17 protein-coding genes are annotated in these 22062 nt (G+C 67.3%); 15 read left to right on the top strand and 2 right to left on the bottom strand.

The genetic code is table 11. The features are described 5' to 3' along the window. The first annotated feature begins 69 nt into the window (after positions 1 to 69). Positions 70 to 501 (top strand): DUF2550 domain-containing protein, encoded by a 432-nt coding sequence (locus tag EV645_RS35875; RefSeq protein ID WP_130448660.1) that lies wholly within the window; start codon positions 70 to 72, stop codon positions 499 to 501. Here the strand turns inward: EV645_RS35875 and EV645_RS35880 are convergent. Further along, positions 492 to 1520 (bottom strand): alpha/beta hydrolase, encoded by a 1029-nt coding sequence (locus EV645_RS35880; RefSeq protein WP_130448662.1) that lies wholly within the window; start codon positions 1518 to 1520, stop codon positions 492 to 494. The two genes, EV645_RS35875 and EV645_RS35880, sit on opposite strands and share 10 nt — an antisense overlap. 306 nt (positions 1521 to 1826) lie before the next feature. On the opposite strand from EV645_RS35880, the gene EV645_RS35885 reads away from it, so the two are divergent. The 14 genes from EV645_RS35885 to EV645_RS35950 all read left to right on the top strand — a co-directional run bounded on the left by EV645_RS35885 (position 1827) and on the right by EV645_RS35950 (position 20833). Beyond that, a complete protein-coding gene (locus EV645_RS35885; protein ID WP_130448664.1) occupies positions 1827 to 2858 on the top strand; it encodes a hypothetical protein in 1032 nt (343 codons plus the stop codon). Positions 2859 to 2974: 116 nt separating this feature from the next. After that, on the top strand, positions 2975 to 4621 hold the full coding sequence (locus EV645_RS35890) for an ABC transporter substrate-binding protein (protein ID WP_130448666.1): 1647 nt from the start codon (positions 2975 to 2977) through the stop codon (positions 4619 to 4621). 4 nt (positions 4622 to 4625) lie between these two features. Next, positions 4626 to 5624 carry an ABC transporter permease gene (locus EV645_RS35895; protein ID WP_130448668.1) on the top strand — a complete coding sequence of 333 codons (999 nt, stop codon included), beginning with the start codon at positions 4626 to 4628 and terminating at the stop codon, positions 5622 to 5624. A 2-nt stretch (positions 5625 to 5626) separates the two neighbouring features. Further along, on the top strand, positions 5627 to 6487 hold the full coding sequence (locus tag EV645_RS35900; RefSeq protein ID WP_130448670.1) for an ABC transporter permease: 861 nt from the start codon (positions 5627 to 5629) through the stop codon (positions 6485 to 6487). Continuing rightward, positions 6484 to 7464, top strand: a complete 981-nt coding sequence (locus tag EV645_RS35905; protein WP_130448672.1) for an ABC transporter ATP-binding protein — start codon at positions 6484 to 6486, stop codon at positions 7462 to 7464. Before EV645_RS35900 ends, EV645_RS35905 begins: the two co-directional genes overlap by 4 nt. Then, the gene (locus EV645_RS35910; RefSeq protein WP_130448674.1) at positions 7461 to 8417 is read left to right on the top strand and encodes an ABC transporter ATP-binding protein; all 957 of its coding nucleotides are present in this window, start codon (positions 7461 to 7463) and stop codon (positions 8415 to 8417) included. The genes EV645_RS35905 and EV645_RS35910 overlap by 4 nt, the downstream gene beginning before the upstream one ends. After that, positions 8414 to 9436 carry a LacI family DNA-binding transcriptional regulator gene (locus tag EV645_RS35915; protein WP_198682095.1) on the top strand — a complete coding sequence of 341 codons (1023 nt, stop codon included), beginning with the start codon at positions 8414 to 8416 and terminating at the stop codon, positions 9434 to 9436. Before EV645_RS35910 ends, EV645_RS35915 begins: the two co-directional genes overlap by 4 nt. 4 nt (positions 9437 to 9440) lie before the next feature. Beyond that, positions 9441 to 11000, top strand: coding sequence for an FAD-dependent oxidoreductase (locus EV645_RS35920; protein ID WP_130448678.1), 1560 nt, complete (start codon positions 9441 to 9443; stop codon positions 10998 to 11000). Between the two features lie 14 nt (positions 11001 to 11014). After that, positions 11015 to 12442 (top strand): cellulase family glycosylhydrolase, encoded by a 1428-nt coding sequence (locus EV645_RS35925; RefSeq protein ID WP_157997238.1) that lies wholly within the window; start codon positions 11015 to 11017, stop codon positions 12440 to 12442. A gap of 98 nt (positions 12443 to 12540) precedes the next feature. After that, on the top strand, positions 12541 to 14541 hold the full coding sequence (locus tag EV645_RS35930; protein ID WP_422386666.1) for a DUF6351 family protein: 2001 nt from the start codon (positions 12541 to 12543) through the stop codon (positions 14539 to 14541). A gap of 174 nt (positions 14542 to 14715) precedes the next feature. Next, positions 14716 to 15759 (top strand): ABC transporter permease, encoded by a 1044-nt coding sequence (locus tag EV645_RS35935; protein ID WP_242000872.1) that lies wholly within the window; start codon positions 14716 to 14718, stop codon positions 15757 to 15759. Further along, positions 15756 to 16652 (top strand): carbohydrate ABC transporter permease, encoded by an 897-nt coding sequence (locus EV645_RS35940; RefSeq protein ID WP_130448684.1) that lies wholly within the window; start codon positions 15756 to 15758, stop codon positions 16650 to 16652. Before EV645_RS35935 ends, EV645_RS35940 begins: the two co-directional genes overlap by 4 nt. Further along, the gene (locus tag EV645_RS35945; RefSeq protein WP_130448686.1) at positions 16649 to 18259 is read left to right on the top strand and encodes an extracellular solute-binding protein; all 1611 of its coding nucleotides are present in this window, start codon (positions 16649 to 16651) and stop codon (positions 18257 to 18259) included. Before EV645_RS35940 ends, EV645_RS35945 begins: the two co-directional genes overlap by 4 nt. Before the next feature lie 72 nt (positions 18260 to 18331). After that, positions 18332 to 20833, top strand: a complete 2502-nt coding sequence (locus EV645_RS35950) for a DEAD/DEAH box helicase (RefSeq protein WP_130448688.1) — start codon at positions 18332 to 18334, stop codon at positions 20831 to 20833. Here EV645_RS35950 and fabV read toward each other — a convergent pair. Beyond that, the gene (fabV, locus tag EV645_RS35955; protein ID WP_130448690.1) at positions 20820 to 21989 is read right to left on the bottom strand and encodes an enoyl-[acyl-carrier-protein] reductase FabV; all 1170 of its coding nucleotides are present in this window, start codon (positions 21987 to 21989) and stop codon (positions 20820 to 20822) included. The genes EV645_RS35950 and fabV overlap by 14 nt on opposite strands. Positions 21990 to 22062 lie beyond the last annotated feature (73 nt).

The following is a 22062-nucleotide window of genomic DNA, read 5'->3' on the forward strand; positions in this document are numbered from 1 at the left end:
ATATCGTCACGAACAGTACGGTTCTCCGGGGTGCCCGGGGTCGGGCACCGGAAATGAGGTCGGCAACGTATGAGAACAGTCCTCGATGTCGTCGGGGTCTGTTTGCTTGCCGCTGTGCTGTTCATCGTGCTCGTCGCGTTCCGCCGTCGCTGGTTGTCCAGGGACGGCGGAACTTTTGATTGCAGCCTGCAGCTCGCCGAGAAGGAGCACGGCCGCGGCTGGGCCCTCGGCCTGGCCCGGTACGTCGGCGACGAGCTGCAATGGTTTCGCGTCTTCAGCCTGGCCTGGTGGCCCAAGCTCGTCGTCAACCGCCGCCAGCTCGACGGCATCAGCACCCGCCGGCCGATGGGCAACGAGCCCCTGGTCACCTACGCCGGCCACGTCATAGTCGACGCCGACCTCAAAGAACGCACCGTCCACTTCGCCATGACCGAAGAAGCCCTGACCGGCGTCCTGGCCTGGATGGAATCCGCACCCCCCAGCACCCAGACCTATCTCTGATTGACGTGCAGGGCCTGGAGCAGCATCGGCAGGGAGGCGTGTAGTTCGCGTTGCCAGTAGCCCCACGCGTGGGTGCCGGGGCCGTAGAAGTTCGTGGTGAGGTGCTTCGCGCCGAGTTGCCGGAGTTCGGCGGCCAGGGCGTGGTTCTGCCGGTTGAAGTCGGCTTCCAGCGCGTCGGTCTTCCCAGGCGGGTCGAACGGTCCGGCGGTGCCGTCGCCACAGGACAGGTAGACCGGCAGCGACTTGAGCCGGCGGGCGAGGTAGTACGGATCGTGCGCCGCCCAGATCGAGCGCTGCGCGACAGGGTCGCCCCAGACGCGGAGCGGGTCGTTGCCCTGACCGGCGAAGAATCCCATGATCCGGTTGATCGACTCGTCGTTCAGCAGCGGATGGACCGAGCCGGAGTACGCCGCGGCCGCGCGGAACATGCCGGGATGGCGGGCGGCGTACAGCAGTGCGCCTTGGCCGCCCATCGACAGGCCGGCCACGACGCGATTCGAACTCGCGCCCCAGCCGTGTTCGAGCAGGTGCGCCAGCTCGACGGTGTGGAACGTCTCCCAGGCCGGATCGCCGCCGGCGCCATAGTTCCACCAGTCGCTGTACCAGCCGTTCCAGCCGGCCTCGGGCATGACGACGAGAACCTTGCGCAAACTCGGGATCGTCGCGATGTCCGTGCCGGACCACGACGTGTAGTCCCCGCAGCAGCCGTGCAGCAGCCAGAACGTCGGCCAGTGTTGCGTGCGGTCGGCGGGATTCCAGCCGTCGGGTGTGAGCAGCCGGACGTTGACGGTGCGGCCACCGAGAGCTTGGGACCGCACAGTCAGGTCGGTCAGCCGGTCCGCGACCTGCTTGACCGCAACGACTTCGGCGCCACGCGGCGCACTGTGGACAGTCGCTGTGGTCCGTGCGGGCACCGCCTGTGCGGGCACCGCCTGGGCGGGTGCGAGGGGAGAGACTCCGAGGAGCACGGCGGCGACGAGGAGCGCTCGCCGGCCGATCCAGGACAGCTTTGCGTGCACGAGAAACCTCCGGGGCGGGGACGGATTCCTGGTCACAGCAGGTCGCCGAGCGACCACCTGAAGTTGAAACCATTCACGATGGTTCCTCAAGACTGCGTCCGGCCGCGTCGATCGGCGGTCCGTGATCTGCGGCGAACGGTCGGGTAATTCAGTGGGCCTGGCGTCCGCTGCATGCCATCATCTCCGCCATGGAGACATACTTCTTCCGCGTGGGCTAGCTTCCGCTGGCCTGTTCGAGGTTTCCCGCGGTCAGCGATGCGGGAGTGACCGGTTGGTTGTTCCCGGGTGCTATCCGGGAGATTCTCCATGCACTGGGTGCTGGTGCGGACTGTCACGGGGTTGGAAGGACTGGCGGCTGAGGAAGTCGTCGCTGCGGGGCATCGGGTGGTCGAGGTGTCCAAGCGGCAGGTGGTTGTCGAGTGGGCGCCGGGTGAGTCCGCTCCGCCGCGGCTGGCGGACGACGTGTTCGTCGTACATGGCATTGCGGTGGATCCTGGGCGGACCAGGGACGCGCTGACGGCGGCGATCCGATCGCTGGAGTTGCCGGCGGGGCAGGGTGCGTTTGCGGTCAGTGCGTCGTTCGTGGGCGTGCGGAACTACAACCGGTTCGACATCGAGGACCTGGTGGGGGCGCGGCTCGGCGGACGGTACTACTCGCGGCGCGACGGTGCCGTACCGCCGGTCGAGCGGTCCGAGTGGCGAGTCGTGCTGGACGGAAAGACGCTGTGGGTCGGGCTGAGGCCGTACGCCGTACCACTGCATCGGCGGGCGTGGCGGACGCGGACGGTGCGGGGGAGTCTGCATCCGCCTGTCGCCGCCGCGATGGCTCGGCTGGCGGGCATCGCGCCGGGCCACACGGTCCTCGATCCGTTCTGCGGTGCCGGGACGGTGCTGCTCGAGGCACACGCGATCGAGTCGCGAGCCAGGTACGTCGGCATCGACCGCGACCTCGCTGCGGTCGGCGCGGCCAGGGCGAACGCGCCCGGGGCGGGCGCCGCAGAGGCGGGAGTCGCGGGAGAGGGCGGCGCCGAGGCGAGTGGCGGGGAGGCGGGCGTCGGTGGGATGTTGTGGCGGGTGGGGAATGCGCGGCGGTTGGACGTGACCGCCGATCGCATCATCACCAACCCGCCCTGGGACGTACGGCTCAGCATCGGCGATCTCGGGCCGTACACCCGCGAGTGGCGTCGGGCGCTGCTCTCCGGCGGGCGGGTCGTCGCCGTCCTCAGCCAAGCGCAGGCCGCTCAACTCACCCGCGGTTGGCGGGTGCAGGCCGCCTACGACCTGTCCGTCGCGGGGCAGCATGCGCGGATTGTTGTTGCTGAGCCGTCTCGGTCTTGACATGCGCGCGTAACGTTCGTAGGTTCCTGCGCATACGTAAGAGCAACCCGGAAATAGCTCATACCAGAGTGCTCATACGTATGAACGTGCAGCCGCTCTAGTCTGGGGTGGGAGATATGCGCAGTCGGTGGCGGGTCCTACTGGTGGTCGGTGCGGTGCTGGCGGCGGGGTGCTCAGGCCCCGCGGCCAGGCCGGCGGGCGGCGGCGGCGCGGCGGACGCGTCGGTTGTCTACGCGAAGACCGACGGCGGTACGACGTTCGTCCGCAACTACAACGTGATGGGCCCGGCGACCGACAAGGCGCCGAACATGGAGCTCGTCTACGAGCCGTTGATGCGGGTCGACTACGGCGACGGCGGCGTGGTGAAGCCGTGGCTGGCGGAGAGCTGGACGTTCTCCGCGCAGGGCAAGCAGCTGACGATCAAGCTCCGTAAGGACGTGACCTGGTCGGACGGGCAGAAGTTCACCGCGGACGACGTCGTCTACTCGCTCGGCCTGCCGATCGAGAAGCCGGACTTCAGCATCGCCGGTGTCACCTACAAGTCGGTGAAGAAGGTCGACGACGCGACGGTCGCGGTCACCTTCGCCGAGCCGTCGTACGCGACGCTGAACCAGTTCGCGAACATCCTGCTCCCGATGGTCCCCAAGCACATCTGGTCGACGCAGAACCTCAACACCTGGACGAACCCGGAACCGACCGGCACCGGCCCGTTCAGGCTGAAGGAGTTCAAGCCGCAGCAGATCACGCTCCAGGCCCGCACCGATTACTGGGGCGGGAAGCTGCCGATGACGACGTACAAGATCATCCCGACCAGCGCCGACGCGCTCAAAGCCCAGCTGCTGAAGGGCGATATCGACTGGGCGTCCGCGAGCTGGCCGAACGGCGAGAAGGAGTACGTCGCCAAGGACCCGGACAAGCACCTCTACCAGCTCTACTCCAACGGCGGAGCGATGTCCGTCCTGTTCAACACCGCCAAGGCACCCTTCGACGACGTGCACGTACGCCGGGCCCTCGCGCTCACCATCGACCGCACCGCCGTCGTCACCACGCTCCAGCGCCCCGGCACCGAGGCCGGCCCGACCGGACTGTCCGACCAGCTGTTCGCCGACTGGCTCGACCCGGCGTACAAGGGCAAGGTCCAGAAGGTCGACGCCGCCGCGGCGAAGGCCGAGCTGGCGGCGGGCGGCTGGACGATCGACAACGGCGCGCTGGTCAAGGACGGCAAGCGGTACCAGCCGAGCATCCTGTTCAACTCGGACTGGGGCTGGGGCAACTACGCCGACATCCTGATCAACACCTGGAAGCAGAACCTCGGCCTGCAGGTGAAGGGCGCCGGCCAGCCGAGCGCCGGGTACTACGACAAGCAGAACCTCGGCCAGTTCGACCTGGCCGCCGCATCGACAGGCGGCTCCGGGGTGTACGGCGTCTACCGCTTCCTGAGCAGCTCGTACAAGGTCCCGATCGGCAAGTCCGCGACGCTGAACCAAGGTCGTTGGAGCGACCCGCAGACGGACTCGATCCTGGCCTCGATGGAGCGCACCGACAACGTCGACCAGCTGAAGACGCTCGGCCGCGAACTGCAGAAGATCGTCGTCGACAAGGTCCCGTTCAGCCCTATCTACAACAACTTCTACTTCGTCGACATCAACGCGACCCGCTGGACGGGCTGGCCGACGCCGGACGACTTCGACCACATCCCGTTCGTCGGGATGGGACCGGACACGATCCTGACCATGCTGAAGCTTCAGCGCCGGGGGAGCTGAGACGATGCGATGGGCTTTCCTGGCCCGGCGGCTGGGTTTCTACCTGGCCGCCGCGGCCGCCGCGATCGGGCTGAACTTCCTGCTCCCCAGACTCATGCCGGGCGACCCGTCGTCGGCCATCGTCGAGGAGCTGGAACGCGTCAGCGGTCAGCAGGTCCCGGCCGAGACGTTGATGTCGATCCGTGCGATCTTCGGCAACCCGCACGCCAACCTGGCCCAGCAGTTCGCCGACTACCTCCGCCAGTTGTCCCACGGTGACCTCGGCGTCTCCGTGGTCAACTTCCCGGTCCCGGTCGCCGACCTGGTCTGGCAGGCGCTGCCGTGGACGCTGCTGCTCGTCGGTACGACGACGATCACCGCGTTCGCGATCGGCACCCTGCTCGGCGTCGTCGCCGGCTGGAAAGCAGGCAGCCGCCTCGACGCGATCCTCACCCCGTTCACCACGTTCCTGAGCAGCGTCCCGTACTTCTGGGTCGCCCTGCTCGCCCTCTGGATCTTCGGCTTCGTCCTCGGCTGGACCCCGCTCTCCGGCGGGTACGACGCCGACCTGCCGCAGGGCTTCAGCCTCGCGTACGCCGTCAGCGTGCTGCACCACGGTGTGTTGCCGGCAGCAACCATCGTGTTCTCGGCCTTCGGCGGCTGGCTGCTCGGGATGCGCAACATGACCGTCACCACGGTCCGCGAGGACTATGTCCTGCTGGCCCAGGCGAAGGGCCTGTCGCCGAGGCGGGTGATGTTCAGGTACGCCGCCCGAAACGCGATGCTGCCGAGCTTCACCGGGTTCGCGATGGCACTCGGCGGTGTCGTCGGCGGCGCCCTGCTGACCGAGATCGTGTTCAGCTATCCCGGCATCGGCTACCTGCTCTACGAGTCGCTGCAGAAGCGCGACTACCCCATGATGCAGGGTGTCTTCCTGCTGATCACGCTCGCCGTACTGCTGGCCAACCTGGTCGCCGACCTGGCCTATGTGCTGCTCGATCCGCGCATCCGGGCGAGGGGATGACCATGCTCAAGAGCTGGAAGGTCCGCATCGGCCTCTCAATCCTCACGTTCTTCGTGCTGCTCGCCGTCCTCGGACCCGTGATCGGCGGTGACCCGCGAGCGAACGACATCAGTTCGATCTCGCAGCCGCCCAGCGCGCACCACCTCTTCGGTACGACGCAGTTCGGCCAGGACGTGCTCGCACAGACCGTCGCCGGCGCGCGGGGTTCGATGCTGGTCGGGATCCTCGCCGCGGCGATCGGCACGCTGATCGCGATCCTGGTCGGCGTACCGGCCGGGTACTTCGGCGGCGCGGTCGACAACGGCCTGAACTTCTTCACCAACCTGTTCCTGGTGATGCCGGTCCTCCCGCTGATCCTGATTGTCGCGGGCTACGTGCAGGGCACCGGGCCGTTCGTGATCGCGTTGATCATCGGCCTGTTCGGCTGGTCGGGCGGCGCGCGGACGCTGCGGGCCCAGTCGCTCAGCCTGAGCAGTCGTGACTTCGTGCTGGCGATGCGGATGATCGGCGAGCCGCACCGGCGGCTGATCTTCTTCGAGGTGCTCCCGCATCTGACCGGCTGGATCTCGGCGATGTTCCTGCACGGGATGATCGGCGGCGTGATGGCCGAGGCCGGGCTGGCCTTCCTCGGCATCACCGACTCGGGCTCGATCAGCTGGGGCACGATGATCCAGGCCGCGCAGCAGCAGAGCGCCGTACTGCGGGGCTTGTGGTGGTGGTTCGTGCCGCCCGGGCTGTGCATCGCACTCATCGGTACGGCGGCAACGCTGGTGAACTTCGGCGTCGACGAGATCTCCAACCCGAAACTGCGTCAGGCCCGCCGGTCGGTCGTCGTACGCGCGCGAAAGGTGGTCGAGGCATGAGCGTGCTGACAGTCGAAGGTCTGACAGTCGACTATGTGAGCGGCGAGAGGCCTGTGCGGGCGTGCGACGACGTGACGTTCGAGCTGCGTCAGGGCGAGATACTGGGCGTGGCCGGGGAGTCGGGGTCGGGCAAGTCGACGCTGATCACTGCGCTGACCCGGCTGCAGCGCCCTCCTGCGGTCACGACGGCCGGGCGGATCGAGTTCCGCGGCACCGACCTGGTCTCGCTCAACGCCGACGAGCTCAGGAAGCTGCGCTGGACCTCGCTCGCGATCGTTCTGCAGAGCGCGATGGATGCGCTCAACCCGGTGATGCGGGTCGGCGCGCAGTTCGTCGACGTACTGCGCTCCCACGACAAGACGCTCGGCAACAAGGATGCCTGGGCGAAGGCGGCCGACCTGCTGGGGATGGTCGGGATCTCCGCAGACCGCGTGCGCAGCTACCCGCACGAGCTTTCCGGCGGCATGCGGCAGCGCGCCAGCATCGCCCTCGCGCTCGCCTGCGGTCCCGAGCTGGTCGTGATGGACGAACCGACGACAGCCGTCGATGTGGTGATGCAACGCCAGATCCTCGCCCAGGTGCTGCGTCTGCGCCGCGAGCTTGGATTCGCGGTCGTCTTCGTCACCCACGACCTGTCCTTGCTCCTGGAGCTCGCCGACCGGATCGCGATCATGTACGGCGGCCGCATCGTCGAGATCGGCACCGCCGAATCGCTCTACACGAAGCCCCGGCACCCCTACACCCGCGGTCTGCGCGACTCGTTCCCGCCGTTGCGTTCGCCGCTCCGCAAGCTGACCGGCATCCCCGGCAGCCCGCCGGACCTGCGCAATCCGCCGCCCGGCTGCCCGTTCCACCCGCGCTGCGCGGACCGCTTCGACGGTTGCGACGAGCAACGGCCGGAGCTGCTGACGATCGAGGATCACGCCGACCATACCGTCGCGTGCCGGCTCTATCCGTCAGGAGATGATCAGCTATGAGCCAACCTGTTCTCGAGGCCCGCGCGGTCTCGAAGCACTTCCCGGCGGGCCGGTCGACGGTCCGTGCCGTGGAGGACGCGACGCTCGCGTTGCAGCCGGGCCGGATCGTGGCACTGGTCGGTGAGAGCGGCAGTGGAAAGACCACGCTGGCGCGGCTGCTCGCACGGTTCTATCCGCCGACGTCCGGTGAGATCCGGCTGCACGGCGAGACCGTGAAGGGCAAGCCGCGGGCCTACTACAGCGACGTACAGCTGATCTTCCAGGACCCGTTCGGCTCGCTGAATCCGCTGCATCGCGTCCGCTACAACCTGGAGCGCGCGGTCAAGCTGCATCACGCCGTCCGTTCTCGCGCTGAGCTGGACCAAAAGGTCACCGAGCTGCTGGAGCGGGTCAGTCTGACGCCGACCGAGCAATATCTCGACAAGTTCCCGCACGAGTTGTCCGGCGGGCAGCGGCAGCGGGTGGTGATCGCGCGGGCGCTGGCGGTCGAGCCGAAGGTGCTGCTCGGCGACGAGCCGATCTCGATGCTGGACGTGTCGATCCGGCTCGAGATGCTCAACCTGCTGGACCGGTTGCGGACCGAGGACGGCCTGGCCCTGCTGTACATCACCCACGACATCGCCAGCGCGCGCTATCTGTGTGACGACATCGTCGTGATGTACGCCGGACGCATGGTCGAAGGCGGTCTGAAAGAGGACGTCATCGCGAACCCGTTGCACCCGTACACGCAGCTGCTGATCGACTCGTCTCCCGATCCTGAACGCAGAGACCGGCCGAACCTGTTCGACGCGGAGGACCTGGGCGAGCCGCCGAGCCTGATCGACCCGCCGGCGGGCTGCCGGTTCCACCCACGCTGCCCGTTCGCGATGAACAAATGCCGCACCGAAACGCCGCCCCGGACCGAATTGCCCGAGGGGCGATGGACCCATTGCTGGTTGCAGGAGAACGCATGAAAGCGCCACGACAATCCGACGTCGCCCGGGTCGCGGGCGTATCCCAGTCCGCCGTGTCCCGGGTGGTCAGCGGGGACATCGACCGGATCCCGCAGGAGACCCAGGAGCGGATCCGGGCCGCGGTCAAGGAGCTCGGATACGTCCCGAACGCGGCCGCGCGGAACCTCCGCAACAAGCGCAACCGGCTCCTCGGCGTACACACCTTCGAGGCCGTGTTCCCGCACGCGCGTGAGGACTTCTACTTCGAGTTCCTGCTCGGGATCGAGGAGCGGGCCGAGGAGATCGGGTACGACCTGGTCCTGTTCACCTCGACCGGGACGAGCGACGGCCGGCGCCGGATCTACCGCGACGGCACGAACCGGCTCAACCTCGCGGACGGCACCGTGCTGCTCGGCGCCGCGACCGATCGCGAGGAACTCGCCCGGTTGTGGCACGACGGGTACCTGTTCGTCCACATCGGCCGCCGTGAGGTCCCGGGTGCGGAGATCCCGTGCATCATCCCGGACTACGTGTCGGCCGCCGACCGGCTCGTCACGTCCCTGGCCGAGCGCGGTCACCGGCACTTCGCCTACCTGCGCTCGGGGATCGAGCAGGAGGCGTACGCCGATCGCAGGGCCGGCTACCGCAACGCGGTCGAGCGGCTGGATCTCCAGGACCGCTCGCCCGGATTCCGCGGCGAACCGGAGCTGACGGAGGAGTGGCTGGACGAACTGGCGTCCGGCCCCGAGACCGCGGTGGTCGCCGAGAACATCGGCCTGGCCGAGCACCTGCGGACCGGGCTGGCAGCGCGCGGGCTGAGCATCCCGGGGGACCTGTCGGTCGCGGTGCTGGAGGGGTCGGGTGACGAGCCCGGGCACCGCTGGGACTGCCTCGTCATCCCGCGCAAAGAGATCGGCCGGATCGCGATCGACGCCCTGGTGGCGCGGGTCGAGAACCCGGACGAGGAACCGGTCAGCCAACTGGTGGCCTGTGATCTGGTGGCCGGCGAAACCGTCGCCGCACCTCGAGTAAAGGAGTGAACGGGTGGAACTCGAGACGGATGTCCTGGTCGTCGGCGGTGGACTCGGTGGGGTCGCGGCTGCGCTGACCGCGGTACGGCTGGGTCACCGCGTCGTACTGACCGAGCCAACCGACTGGCTGGGCGGGCAGCTGACCAGCCAGCTGGTGCCGCCCGACGAGCACCCGTGGATCGAGCAGTACGCCGCCACCGGGTACGCCGAACTGCGCGGCCGGATCCGGGAGTACTACCGCCGCAACTACCCGCTGACGCCTGAGGCCGCCGCCGATCCGCTGCTCGATCCGGGCCTCGGTGTCGTCAGCCGGTTCTGCCACGAGCCGCGCGTGGCCGCCGCCGTACTCGAGGAGATGCTCGCTCCGTGGCGAGCGTCCGGCCGGCTCCGCGTGTTCCTCGAGCATCAGTCGGTCGCGGCACATGCGGCTGGCGACGAGATCGAGGCGGTGACGCTTCGGGATCTGCGCAGCGGCGACGAGCTGACGGTGTCCGCGACGTACGTCGTCGACGCGACCGAGCTCGGCGACCTGTTAGAGCTGGCCAACGTCGAGCACGTGATCGGTGCGGAAGGTCGTGACCAGACCGGCGAGCTGCATGCGCCGGCGGTCGCGAATCCCCTTGATCAGCAGGCATTCTCGTGGTGCTTCGCGCTCGAGCATCGGGCGGGGGAGGATCACACGATCGACCGTCCGGCTGGGTATGAGCATTGGCGGGACACGGTCGCGCCGTTCTGGCCGGGGCCGCAGTTGTCCTGGACGGACGTCGTACCGGTGACGCTGGAGCAGCGGGAGTGGAAGTTGCTCGAGGCAAATCAGGATCGCCGGGCCCCGTTCTCGCTCTGGCGCTACCGGCAAATCCTTGCCAGCAGCAACTTTGTCGACAAGGCGATCCCGGATGTCACGGTGGTCAACTGGCCGCAGCTCGACTACTGGGAACAGCCGCTGCTCGGCGGGTCTGACCCCTCGAAGGCTCTCGCTGCCAGCCGGGACCTGTCGTTGTCCTTCCTCTACTGGATGCAGACCGACGGCGGTTACCCCGGTCTGACGCTGCGCCCCGACGTCACCGGCACTGCGGACGGCCTGGCCAAGGCGCCGTACATCCGGGAGTCGCGTCGGATCCAGGCCGAGTTCACGGTGCTCGAGCAGCACGTCGGCGTCGAGGCGCGGCCGGATGGCGCGGGCAGTGAGGTGTTCGCGGACACCGTCGGGCTCGGTCGCTACCGGATCGATCTGCACCCGAGCACGGCGGGGCGGACGTACGTCGACATCGAGGCGTATCCGTTCCAGATCCCGCTCGGCGCGCTGATCCCGGTCCGCGTCGACAACCTGCTGCCCGCGAACAAGAACATCGGCACGACGCACATCACCAATGGTTGCTACCGCCTGCACCCGGTCGAATGGAGCATCGGCGAGGCGGTTGGCGCACTGGTCAGCTTCTGCCTGACCGAAGGCCTGTCACCACGCAAGGTCCGCAACGATCCGACCCACCTCGCTGACTATCAGCGCCTGCTCGCGGACAGCCTGAAGATCCCGCTGGCATGGCCGGAAGAGATCCGCACCCATCGCGACTGAAAAGGGATGATGCTGTGTTCCGAAAGTCTTTGGCCGCCCTGTGTACTGCGTTGCTGTTCTCGGCTGCTTCCCTGGTGAATGCCGCAGCGAACACCACCGCCCTCCCCGCCCTGCACACCGAAGGCAATCGCATCAAGAACAGCGCCGGGACCGCTGTGACCCTGAAGGGTCTGTCGGTCATCGCCCCCGAACAGAACTCGGTCTGCACCGACTGCAACTCCAAGCCGATCAACGACCTGATCGACATGACGGTGTCGAACGGCTGGAACTCCAAGGTCCTCCGCCTGCTCGTCACCGAGGCCATCGGGACGGACCTGAACGCCTACGACGCGACGTACATCAAGCCGTACGTCGACCATGCCGTTGCCAAGGGCCTCTATGTGATCATCGACCTGCATCTGGTCCGCAACTACGGTGACGCGGCCGGCGCCGTACCGCAGTCCGATGTGAAGGGGTTCTGGGACTTCATCGCGCCGCGCTACGCGAACAACCCGAACGTGTTGTTCGAGGTGTTCAACGAGCCGATCGCGCCGGACAACTGGTCCACCTGGAAGTCCTACATCCAGCCGGTGGTCGACTCGATCCGGTCGGTGGCGTCGAACGTGATCCTGATGGGCAGCCCGTCCTGGAGCACCCGGCTCAACGGCGCCGTGACCGACCCGATCACCGGCGGCAATATCGCGTACGTCTACCACCTCTATCCGAACCAGGGCCCGACGACCGCGGCCAGTCTCGATCCGAAGTTCGGCACCGCCTCGGCGACGCTGCCGGTGGTGTTGACGGAGTTCGGCTGGGATCCCTCGTCGTCGGCGAACCAGGTCACGGCCGGTACGACGTCCGGCTGGGGATTGCCGTTGCGCCAGTATCTGGATGCTCGTCCGCAGATCGGTTGGGTCGGCTGGGTGTTCGACAACTTCTGGGCTCCGGTGATGTTCGACAAGAACTGGAATCTGCTGTCGGGCGAGTACGAGGGAGCGTTCATCCGCGACTGGCTGGCCGGAGCGCCGGCGGCCTCGCCGTGTTCCGATCACCTGGCGCGCGGTGCGACGGTGACCGCGTCGTCGACGTACGACGCGAACTCGGGCGCGCCGAAAGCGGTTGACGGGTCCTGTCTGGACAGCGGACGCTGGATGTCGGCCGTCGGTGACACGACGCCGGTGCTCACAGTGGCTCTGGGGACCTACAAGGATGTGAGTCAGGTGGACGTGTACAGCGGGTACGGGTACCCGAACGTTGCCACCGGCACCGTTCTGACCGCGTTCAAGGTCGAGGGACACACCTCCGCGGGCTGGGTCCAGCTCGGGAGTTATACGGCCAACACGAAGGCCCTGGTCTCCACTCCGGTGACGACTGCGGCGATCGACCAGATCCGGCTGACGATCTCCGATCCGTCCAGCACGACTCCTGACATCGCCCGCGTATATGAGGTGGCCGCCCACTAGGAGGACGCGTGATTGGTTCACGACCAGTTCGTTTGGCCGTAGTCCTGCTCGCCAGTGCGCTCGTCCTTCCCGCGGTTCCGGCCGTGGCGTCGCGGGAGGTGAAGCTGGAGATCTTGTCCAGCCGCCCGGACAAGATCACCGGCGGCGATGCGCTCGTCCACGTCGATGGCGCTGACGACAACGTGCACGTCATGCTCAACGGCAAGGACGTGTCGTCGGTGTTCACCGCTGATGGGCACGGTCTGACCGGACTGGTCGGGAACCTCAGCTTGGGATCGAATGTCCTGCAGGCAGAGTCTGGAGGACGACGTACGACGCTTGACGTGCGCAACTATCCGCGCCAGGGTCCGGTGTTCTCGGGTCCGCACGAGCAGCCGTTCGTGTGTGAGACGGCGCAGTTCACGATCCCGGTGATCGGCGGCACGCTCGGTGCTCCGCTCGACGCCGACTGCACGGTCAAGCCGCGGGTCGACTACTTCTACCGGACGACCGCGGGGACCTTCGCGAAGTGGCCGGTCGGTACGACGTCGTACCCGGCGGATCTCGCCAAGACCGACGACGGCGATCCGTTCATCGTCCGGATGGAGACGGGGAACGCGAACCGGGCCGTCGTGCAGACGACGATGCTGCACGATCCGTTGCGCGAGGCAACGCCGACGCCGACCCGACGGTCGTCGAGCTGGAACGGGCGCGCGATCTTCACGCTCGGTGGCGGCTGCGCCGGCGGGTGGCATCGATCGGGATCCACGACCGGTGGCGTGACGGATGCGTTCCTGCTGGGTCGTGGGTATGCGCTGATGTCCTCGTCGCTCAACGTCTTCGGGCAGAACTGCAACGATCTGACCGCGGCCGAGTCGGCGATGATGACGAAGGAGCTATTCGTCGAGCACTACGGGCGGCCGGAGTACACGGTCGGCTTCGGGTGCTCGGGAGGGTCGTACCAGGCGCATCAGATCACCGACAACTACCCGGGCATCTTCGACGGGATCATCGTCGGGTGTTCGTTCCCGGAGGTCGGGTTCGGCACGATCTCGTTCATCAGCGACTCGTGGTTGCTGGACTCGTACTTCAACAAGTCGAGCATCGCGTGGACGCAGGAGCAGAAGCGGCAAGTGGCCGGGTTCGCGACGTACGCGACGCTGCCGAGCATGGCAGCCGGCGCGAACCGGATCGACCCGCGGCGCAACTGCGACATCGTCCCGGCGGCGCAACGCTACGACCCGGTTGCGAATCCTCGCGGGGTGCGGTGTGACGTCTTCGACCACGCGATCAACACGTACGGCGCGGATCCGTCGACCGGGTTCGTACGGCGGCCGTTGGACAACGTCGGCGTGCAGTACGGGCTCGGCGTACTGAAGTCCGGCGTGATCACGCCCTCGCAGTTCCTCGACCTGAACGAGCACGTCGGCGGATTCGACGCCGACGCGAATCTCGTGCCGGCTCGCACTGTCGCGGATCCGCAGGCCGTGCGTACGGCCTACCGGACCAGGCGGCTGACCAACGGCGGGGGAGGGCTGAAGGACGTCCCGATCATCGACTACCGCGCGTACTTCGATACCCAGTCGTACGGCGACATCCACGTTCGGTACCACACGTTCTCGATGCGGGCCCGGCTCGAGAAGGCGAACGGTACGTCGGCGAACCAGGTGAGCCTGCTCGAGGACGCGCGCTACGGACTGTTCAGCACCGAGAGTCCGTTGCTGCAGCACGCGATCGACTCGATGGACAGTTGGCTGACCGTGCTGGACGCCGACGGCACCTCCCGGCCGCGGATCGACAAGATCGTCGCCGCGAAGCCCGACACACTCGTCGAGGGTTGTCGCGGGCCGGACGGTTTCGTCGCCCAGCCGCTGAACCGCGACCCGGCCTCGCGCTGCGAGCAACTCTTCCCCTCAGCCTCGTTCCCCCGCGAGGTCGCCGGCGCCGGAGTCGCCGCCGACATCATCAAATGCAAGCTGCGTGCCCTGGTCCGCTCGGACTACCCGGCCTTCAGCGACGCGCAGTGGACGCGACTGCGGACGATCTTCCCCGGCGGTGTCTGCGACTGGTCCAAGCCCGGCGTCGGCCAGCAACGACGACCGATCGGGACCTGGCAGTAATTTCGTCGTAACCGTCCGTGCGATTGATCACGTGTGGTGGTCATGCGGCCACGAATCCGGGATGACGCTCCGAACGAAGCTGCGCGATTCCCCAAGACACGACAGCATCGAACAAAGGGGAACGGAAAACGCTCTCCGTTGCGGGAGCGACGACAACCACCCAGGGAGTCTCGCGTGGCTCGAACAGACGCAATCAACAGCCTCCAGACGGACCGGACCACCCCGAGCGACAGCGCCGGGGCGACCGGTTCCGGACCACCGGGCGCGGCCGTTCAGAACGGCGCCGGGCTGCGCTCGGCCGCCAAACCGCTGTCCTGGTGGGCCCGGGCCCGCCGGGACAAGATCCTGCTGCTGATGGCCCTTCCCGGGCTGGTGCTGCTGCTGGTGTTCCACTACCTGCCGCTGCTCGGGAATCTGATCGCGTTCCAGGAGTACCTGCCGTTCGTCCCGTTCGGACGCAGCGCGTGGGTCGGACTGGACAACTTCGCCGTGATCTTCAACGGCGACCAGGAATTCCTCAACGCCCTCAAGAACACGCTGCTGATCACCCTGGTGCAGGTCATCTTCGTGTTCCCGGCGCCGATCGCGCTGGCGCTGCTGCTGAACAGCCTGCTGTCGGAGCGGATCAAGCGGATCGTGCAGTCGGTGCTGTACCTGCCGCACTTCCTGTCCTGGGTGATCGTGATCGCGATCTTCCAGCAGATCCTCGGCGGCAGCGGCCTGATCAACAACTTCCTGCGCTCGCACGGGATGGGCACGATCGACTTCCTCGGCAATCCGGACGGCTTCATCGCGTTGCTGACCAGCCAGGTGATCTGGAAGGACACCGGGTGGGGAACGATCCTGTTCCTGGCCGCGCTGACCCAGATCGATCCCGGGTTGTACGAGGCCGCTCGCGTCGACGGAGCCTCCAGATGGCGGCAACTGTGGCACGTGACGGTGCCCGGTATCCGCGGACTGATCATCCTGCTGCTGATCCTGCGGCTCGGCGATTCGCTGACTGTGGGCTTCGAGCAGATCATCCTGCAGCAGAACCTGGTCGGCAGACCGGCCTCCGAAGTACTTGACACGTACGTCTACAACAACGGCGTACTCGCCGGCCAATGGGGTGTGTCCGCCGCGGTCGGTCTGGTGAAGGGACTTGTTGCCGTCGTCCTGGTGGTCGGCGCCAACAAGATCGCGCACATCTTCGGCGAGGCGGGGGTGTACCAGAAATGAGCACGATTCAGAAGGGAATCGAGGATGGACCGGCGATGTCGTCGCGGGTCCTCAAAACCCTTGTACTGGTGGTCTGTTGTGCGGTCGTCGTCATCCCGTTCCTCGGGGTGATCTCGACCAGCATCGCCAGCCAGCAACACGTCACGAACTCCGGTGGGTTCGTGCTGTGGCCGGACGCGTTGCACCTGGACGCGTACAAGGCGATCTTCAACGGCGGCGTGGTGCAGCGGGCGCTGCTGGTCAGCGTCGTGATCGCCGTCGGCGGCACGCTGATCAGTCTCGCCGGGTCGACGATGCTGGCCTACTCGCTCAGCCGGAAGGGGTCGTTCGGGCAGCGGCCGATCCTGATGATCGTGTTGTTCAGCATCCTGTTCAGCCCGGGCCTGATCCCGAACTACCTGGTGGTGAAGCAGTTCGGGCTGCTCGACTCGCTGTTCGCGCTGATCCTGCCGACGGCGATCAGCGGCTTCAACGTGATCGTGCTCCGGTCGTTCTTCATGGGCATCCCGGACTCGGTGCTGGACTCGGCCCGGATCGACGGCGCCGGCGACTTCCGGATCTTCTGGTCGATCGTGCTGCCGCTGTCCCGGGCAGTGCTCGCGGTCGTCGGGTTGTTCTACGCGGTCGGCTACTGGAACGCGTTCTTCAACGCGATGCTCTACATCAGCGACACCGCGAAGTGGCCGTTGCAGCTGGTACTGCGGACGTACGTCATCAACAACACCGAGCTCAGCAGCGGTGATCTCGGTGGCGCGGCGGCCGATCAGCTGCCGCCGCAGGAGTCGATCCAGATGGCGATCCTGGTGGTATCGCTGGTCCCGATCCTGATCGTGTACCCGTTCCTGCAGCGGCACTTCGCCAAGGGCATGCTGACCGGGGCGGTGAAGGGATGAACGTCAGCAGAAGGACCCTCCTCGGCGGGTCGCTGGCCGCGGCCGCCGTCAGCCTCACCGGGTGCTCCACGGTGACCCGCTCGGACGACATCGCAGCGTTGAACAAGCCGGTCGCGCTGCCGACGTACAAGCGGTTCGACGGGCCGAAGCCCGACCTGCCGCGGAGCCATCCGTTGATGCCGGACTGCTTCTACCGGTTCCCGGCCGATCCGCAGAAGGTGACCAGCGGGGTACCGGGCGACGGGAGCGAGGTGGCGGGATCGACCCTGACGTCGAACCCGATTCCGCCGACCGCCGATCGCAACAAGTACTGGCAGGAACTGAACCGCAGGCTCGGGTCGCCACTCGAGCTGACCATCACGGCGGCGACCGACTATGTCAACAAGTTCGCCACGTCGGTGGCCGGTGACACCTTGGGCGACGTGTTCAACGTGGACGGGTCGTTCGCGTACCTGCCGCAGTTCCTGGAGGCGCGGGCGCAGGACCTGACCGAGTTCCTGTCCGGCGACGCCATCCTCGAGTACCCGTTCCTGGCGAACGCGCCGCAGGCGTCGTGGCGCGGGTGCGTGTTCTCCGGCGGTATCCGCGCCGTACCGATCCAGCGCGGCGTGATGTCGTCGAACACATTGCTGGCCCGCCAGGACCTGCTCGACAAGCTCGGCGTCGAGCTCGGCTCGCCGACCGTCGACGAGCTGCAGAAGGTCGCGAAGGCGGTCACCGACGGGAAGAAGAACCGGTGGGGCTTCGCGGTGCCGCCGACCGCCGCGGTGAGCGCGATGCTCGGCCTGCCCAACGGCTGGGAGGTGCGCGACGGGAAGCTGGTGCACAGCCGGGAACTGCCGGAACACAAGGAGATGCTGGCGGTCACGCGGCAGATGGTGAAGGACGGCACGATCCATCCGGACGGGGTGGCGAAGAACAATCAGAAGGTCTGGTTCACGCAGGGGTCGGCGGTGATGACCCAGGACACGTACTCGTCGATCCAGAGCTTCTACCGGCGAGCCACGGACCAGGACTTCAACATCTCGATCCCGGTACCGCGTGCCGACGACGGCAAGGTCGGGCGGGTACTGCTCGGTTCGCCGAACAACTCGATCGCCGCGATCAGGCCGGGCCCGCCGGAGCGGACGAAGCTGCTGCTCCGGATGCTGAACTGGATGGCGGCGCCGTTCGGGACCGAGGAGTACCTGTTCCGCAAGTTCGGCCTGCCCGGGCGGCACTACACGCTGAACGGGACCGATCCGGTGCTGACCAAGGACGGTGGCAGCGAGGTGTGCCTCGGGGAGTTCCCGATCCAGTACCTCTCCGACGGGCCCTACCCGGCGTACTTCCCGGGCCATCCGGAAGCTGTCGACACCGCGTACGGCCACTTCAAGGCAGTGCTGCCGACGGCGATCCTGCCGCCGACGTACGGTCTGTACTCACCCACCCAGTCGACCAAGGGCAAGATTCTCGACACCCGGATGGACTCCATCACCAAGGACATCCAGCTGGGCCGCGCCGACCTCAACTCCTGGGACGAGGCCGTGGCCGACTACCGGAAGGCCGGCGCGGACGCGATCCGTCACGAGTACGAACAAGCCCTGGCCATCCAGGGCCGCAAGTAACCACCGCTGCCGTCGCACCTTCCCGGAGGTGCGGCGGCAGCAGTTTCGGTTGGTCAGGGACAATGGGTGACGATGACGCTGACTGAGCAACTGCCGGGGACGACCGAGCCTGACGACCTGTACGACGTGTTCGCGCGTTGGGTGGGGGAGCAGGGGATCTCGTTGTATCCGGCTCAGGAAGAGGCGTTGATCGAGGTGATGACCGGGTCGAACGTGATCCTGTCGACGCCGACCGGCTCCGGGAAGAGCCTGGTGGCCACCGGCGCGCACTTCGCGGCGCTCGCGCACGGGCAGCGGACGTTCTACACGGCCCCGATCAAGGCGCTGGTGTCGGAGAAGTTCTTCGCGCTGTGCGACGTGTTCGGCGCGGACAAGGTCGGCATGCTGACCGGCGACGCGTCCGTCAACGCCGGCGCCCCGATCATCTGCTGTACGGCGGAGGTCCTGGCCAACATCGCCCTGCGCGAAGGGGCGGAGGCGGACGTCGGCCAGGTGGTGATGGACGAGTTCCACTTCTACTCAGAGCCGGATCGCGGCTGGGCCTGGCAGGTCCCGCTGCTCGAGCTGCCGAAGGCGCAGTTCATCCTGATGTCCGCGACTCTCGGCGACGTCGAGCGGTTCAAGATCGACCTGTCGCGCCGTACCGGCCGCCCGACCTCGATCGTCGCGTCCGGCGAACGCCCGGTGCCGTTGATCTACAAGTACGTCACGACCCCGTTGCACGAGACGCTGGTCGAGCTCCTCGTGACTCACCAGGCCCCGGTGTACGTCGTCCACTTCACGCAGGCGGCCGCCCTGGAACGCGCCCAGGCGCTGACCAGCATCAACGTCTGCACGAAGGAAGAGAAGGAGAAGATCAAGGAGCTGATCGGGCACTTCCGGTTCGGCTCGGGCTTCGGCCGGACCCTGCAGCGGCTGATCATGCACGGGATCGGGGTCCACCACGCCGGCATGCTTCCGAAGTACCGCAGGCTGGTCGAGCAGCTCGCGCAGGCCGGTTTGCTGAAGGTCATCTGCGGCACCGACACCCTCGGCGTCGGGATCAACGTGCCGATCCGGACCGTCCTGCTGACGGCGCTCAGCAAGTACGACGGACGCCGGCAGCGGATCCTCAAAGCCCGCGAGTTCCACCAGATCGCGGGCCGGGCCGGCCGAGCGGGGTACGACACGTCGGGCACGGTCGTCGTCCAGGCGCCGGACCACGTGGTCGAGAACGTCCGGCTGCTCGCGAAGGCCGGCGACGACCCGAAGAAGCAGCGCCGGGTACAGCGCAAGAAGCCGCCGGAGGGATTCGTCACCTGGGGCGAGGACACCTTCGACCGGCTCGTCGCCGCGGATCCGGAGCCGCTGCAGTCGAGGATGCGGGTCAGCCACGCGATGCTGCTGAACGTGATCGCCCGCGACGGCGACGCGTTCGCGAGCATGCGGCACCTGCTGCAGGACAACCACGAGGACTCCCGGGCGCAGATCCGGCTGATTCGCCGCGCGATCCAGATCTACCGCACGCTGCTGACCGCGGGAGTGGTCGAGCGCCTCGACGAGCCCGACGAGTTCGGCCGGTCCCTGCGGCTGACGGTCGACCTGCAGAAGGACTTCTCACTGAACCAGCCGCTGTCCACCTTCGCACTGGCCGCGCTGGATCTGCTCGACCCCGAGGACCCGTTGTACGCGCTGGACGTGGTGTCGGTGGTCGAGGCGACGCTGGAGGATCCGCGCGCGATCCTGATGGCGCAGCTGCATCACGCCAAGGGCGAGGCCGTGAACTCGATGAAGGCCGACGGCATCGAGTACGAGGAGCGGATGGAGCTGCTCGAGGACATCAGCTGGCCGAAGCCGCTCGAAGAGTTGCTCGAGGCAACTTTGGAGATGTACCGGCAGACCCATCCGTGGATCGCGGAGGCCGGGCTGTCGCCGAAGTCGGTCGTCCGGGACATGTTCGAGCGGGCGATGACGTTCGGCGAGTACATCCAGTACTACGGTCTGGCGCGCTCCGAGGGCATCGTCCTGAGGTATCTGAGCGACGCGTACAAGGCGCTCCGGCAGACCGTGCCGCCGGACAAGGTGAACGAGGACCTGACCGACCTGATCGAATGGCTCGGCGAGGTCGTCCGGCAGACCGACTCCAGCCTGCTCGACGAGTGGGAGGAGCTGACCAACCCCACCGACGAGCCGGAGGCCGAGGTCACGCCGACCGGCCCGCGCCGGATCACCTTGAACACAAGGGCTTTCCGCGTCCTCGTCCGCAACGCGATGTTCCGCCGCGTCGAGCTCCTGGCCCTGCACCGCTGGGCCGAGCTAGGCCAACTCGACGCCGGCGCCGGCTGGGACGCGGGCCGTTGGGCCGAAGCCGGCACGGCGTACTACGCCGAACACGACGTGGTCAACACCGGCCCGGCGGCCCGCGGCCCCGCGCTGTTCATGGTCGAGGAGCACCCCGGCTACTGGGAAGTCCAGCAAATCATCGACGACCCCGAAGGCAACCACGACTGGCGAATCAACGCATCAGTAGACCTGGCCGCCTCCGACGAAGCCGGAGACCTCGTGCTCGAGCTCGCGTCGTTCAAGCCTTTGTAGGCCACTCCACGTCGACCTCGGTTTCGGCTTCGTAGTTCACGCCTGGTACGCCGAAGCCGTAGAGGCGGTGTACTTCGGCGAGGAACCACTCGGTGTCGGCTACCTCGGCGATGTTGGTTGGGGTGGCGGACTCCCATTGGGTGCGGATCGCGGACTGGACGTCGTCGGCGAGTTCCCAGCGGTCGAGGCGGATGCGGCCCTCGTCGTCGAGGTCGAGCGGGGCCTCGCCGGTGAGCTGGTCCCAGAGCGAGATCGACTGCTGCACGGGAGTCTGCAGGCCGTGCACCTTGTGCAGGATGCTGACGTAGAGGCCGATGCCCGGGATCGCGGACGATGCCTGCGTGACGGCCGCGCCGTTCACCGAGGTCATCGCGGTCACGCCGTCCTTCGCGAGGTTCAGCGCGGTCTGCTCGAGGTCGGCCTTCGCGGTGCCGATCGAGCCCTGGCGGTAGATCGGCCCGGTCAGCTCAGATCCGATGTACGTCAGCGCAACGGTGTTGAACCCGGGCTTCAGCAGGTCACGCTCCTGGAGCGCGGTGATCCACCGGGCCCAGTCCTCGCCGCCCATCACCTTCACGGTCTGGGCGAGCTCGTCGTCGGTCGCGACGTCGATCCCGACCTCCTGCAACACCGGCTCGCCGTCCTCGTACGCGAGGCTCTTGGTCGAGTACGGCGTACCGATCGTCTTCAGCGCGGACTGGTACGTCTCGCCGTTGCGCGGATCCACCCGCCGCGGCGCGGCCACGCTGTAGATCAGGTGGTCGATCCCGCCGAGCTCCGCGACCTTGTCGAGTACGTCGTTCTTCGTGTCGTCCGAAAACGCATCCGCGTTCACGAAGCTCCACGACCGCCCGAGCTCCTCAGCCAGCGCGGCGGTCTCTGCAGTGCGATACCAGCCCGCGGTCGCCGTACGTCGAGCCGTCGGCGCCTTCTCGAACGACACCCCGATCCCGTCGACGCCGTACCGCGCCAGCCCCGCGATCGTCGTCGCCAGCCCGTACCCGGAGCTGGACCCGATCACGAGCGCCGTACGACGGGCCGGAGTCCGTGGCTCGACCTCCGCCGCCATCTCCCGGACCACCCGCACACATCCCGCCGGATGCGAGTCGAGAAACAGAAAACCGCGGCCAACGGGCTTGATCACGCGCTCAGTCATGCCTCAGACCCTAACCCGCCGGCCGGCTGGCGGGTTGTGTGACGGATGACGCGCTACAACGCGCCGGCAGGCA

The organism is Kribbella rubisoli (assembly GCF_004217145.1).
Classification (GTDB): domain Bacteria; phylum Actinomycetota; class Actinomycetes; order Propionibacteriales; family Kribbellaceae; genus Kribbella; species Kribbella rubisoli.

Bases quoted from the DNA above. Each gene is read 5' to 3' on its own strand.
- EV645_RS35875 (WP_130448660.1), top strand. From the start codon at position 70: ATGAGAACAGTCCTCGATGTCGTCGGGGTCTGTTTGCTTGCCGCTGTG.
- EV645_RS35910 (WP_130448674.1), top strand. From the start codon at position 7,461: ATGAGCCAACCTGTTCTCGAGGCCCGCGCGGTCTCGAAGCACTTCCCG.
- EV645_RS35900 (WP_130448670.1), top strand. From the start codon at position 5,627: ATGCTCAAGAGCTGGAAGGTCCGCATCGGCCTCTCAATCCTCACGTTC.
- EV645_RS35890 (WP_130448666.1), top strand. From the start codon at position 2,975: ATGCGCAGTCGGTGGCGGGTCCTACTGGTGGTCGGTGCGGTGCTGGCG.
- EV645_RS35885 (WP_130448664.1), top strand. From the start codon at position 1,827: ATGCACTGGGTGCTGGTGCGGACTGTCACGGGGTTGGAAGGACTGGCG.
- EV645_RS35945 (WP_130448686.1), top strand. From the start codon at position 16,649: ATGAACGTCAGCAGAAGGACCCTCCTCGGCGGGTCGCTGGCCGCGGCC.
- EV645_RS35950 (WP_130448688.1), top strand. From the start codon at position 18,332: ATGACGCTGACTGAGCAACTGCCGGGGACGACCGAGCCTGACGACCTG.
- fabV (WP_130448690.1), bottom strand. From the start codon at position 21,989: ATGACTGAGCGCGTGATCAAGCCCGTTGGCCGCGGTTTTCTGTTTCTC.
- EV645_RS35905 (WP_130448672.1), top strand. From the start codon at position 6,484: ATGAGCGTGCTGACAGTCGAAGGTCTGACAGTCGACTATGTGAGCGGC.
- EV645_RS35915 (WP_198682095.1), top strand. From the start codon at position 8,414: ATGAAAGCGCCACGACAATCCGACGTCGCCCGGGTCGCGGGCGTATCC.
- EV645_RS35895 (WP_130448668.1), top strand. From the start codon at position 4,626: ATGCGATGGGCTTTCCTGGCCCGGCGGCTGGGTTTCTACCTGGCCGCC.
- EV645_RS35940 (WP_130448684.1), top strand. From the start codon at position 15,756: ATGAGCACGATTCAGAAGGGAATCGAGGATGGACCGGCGATGTCGTCG.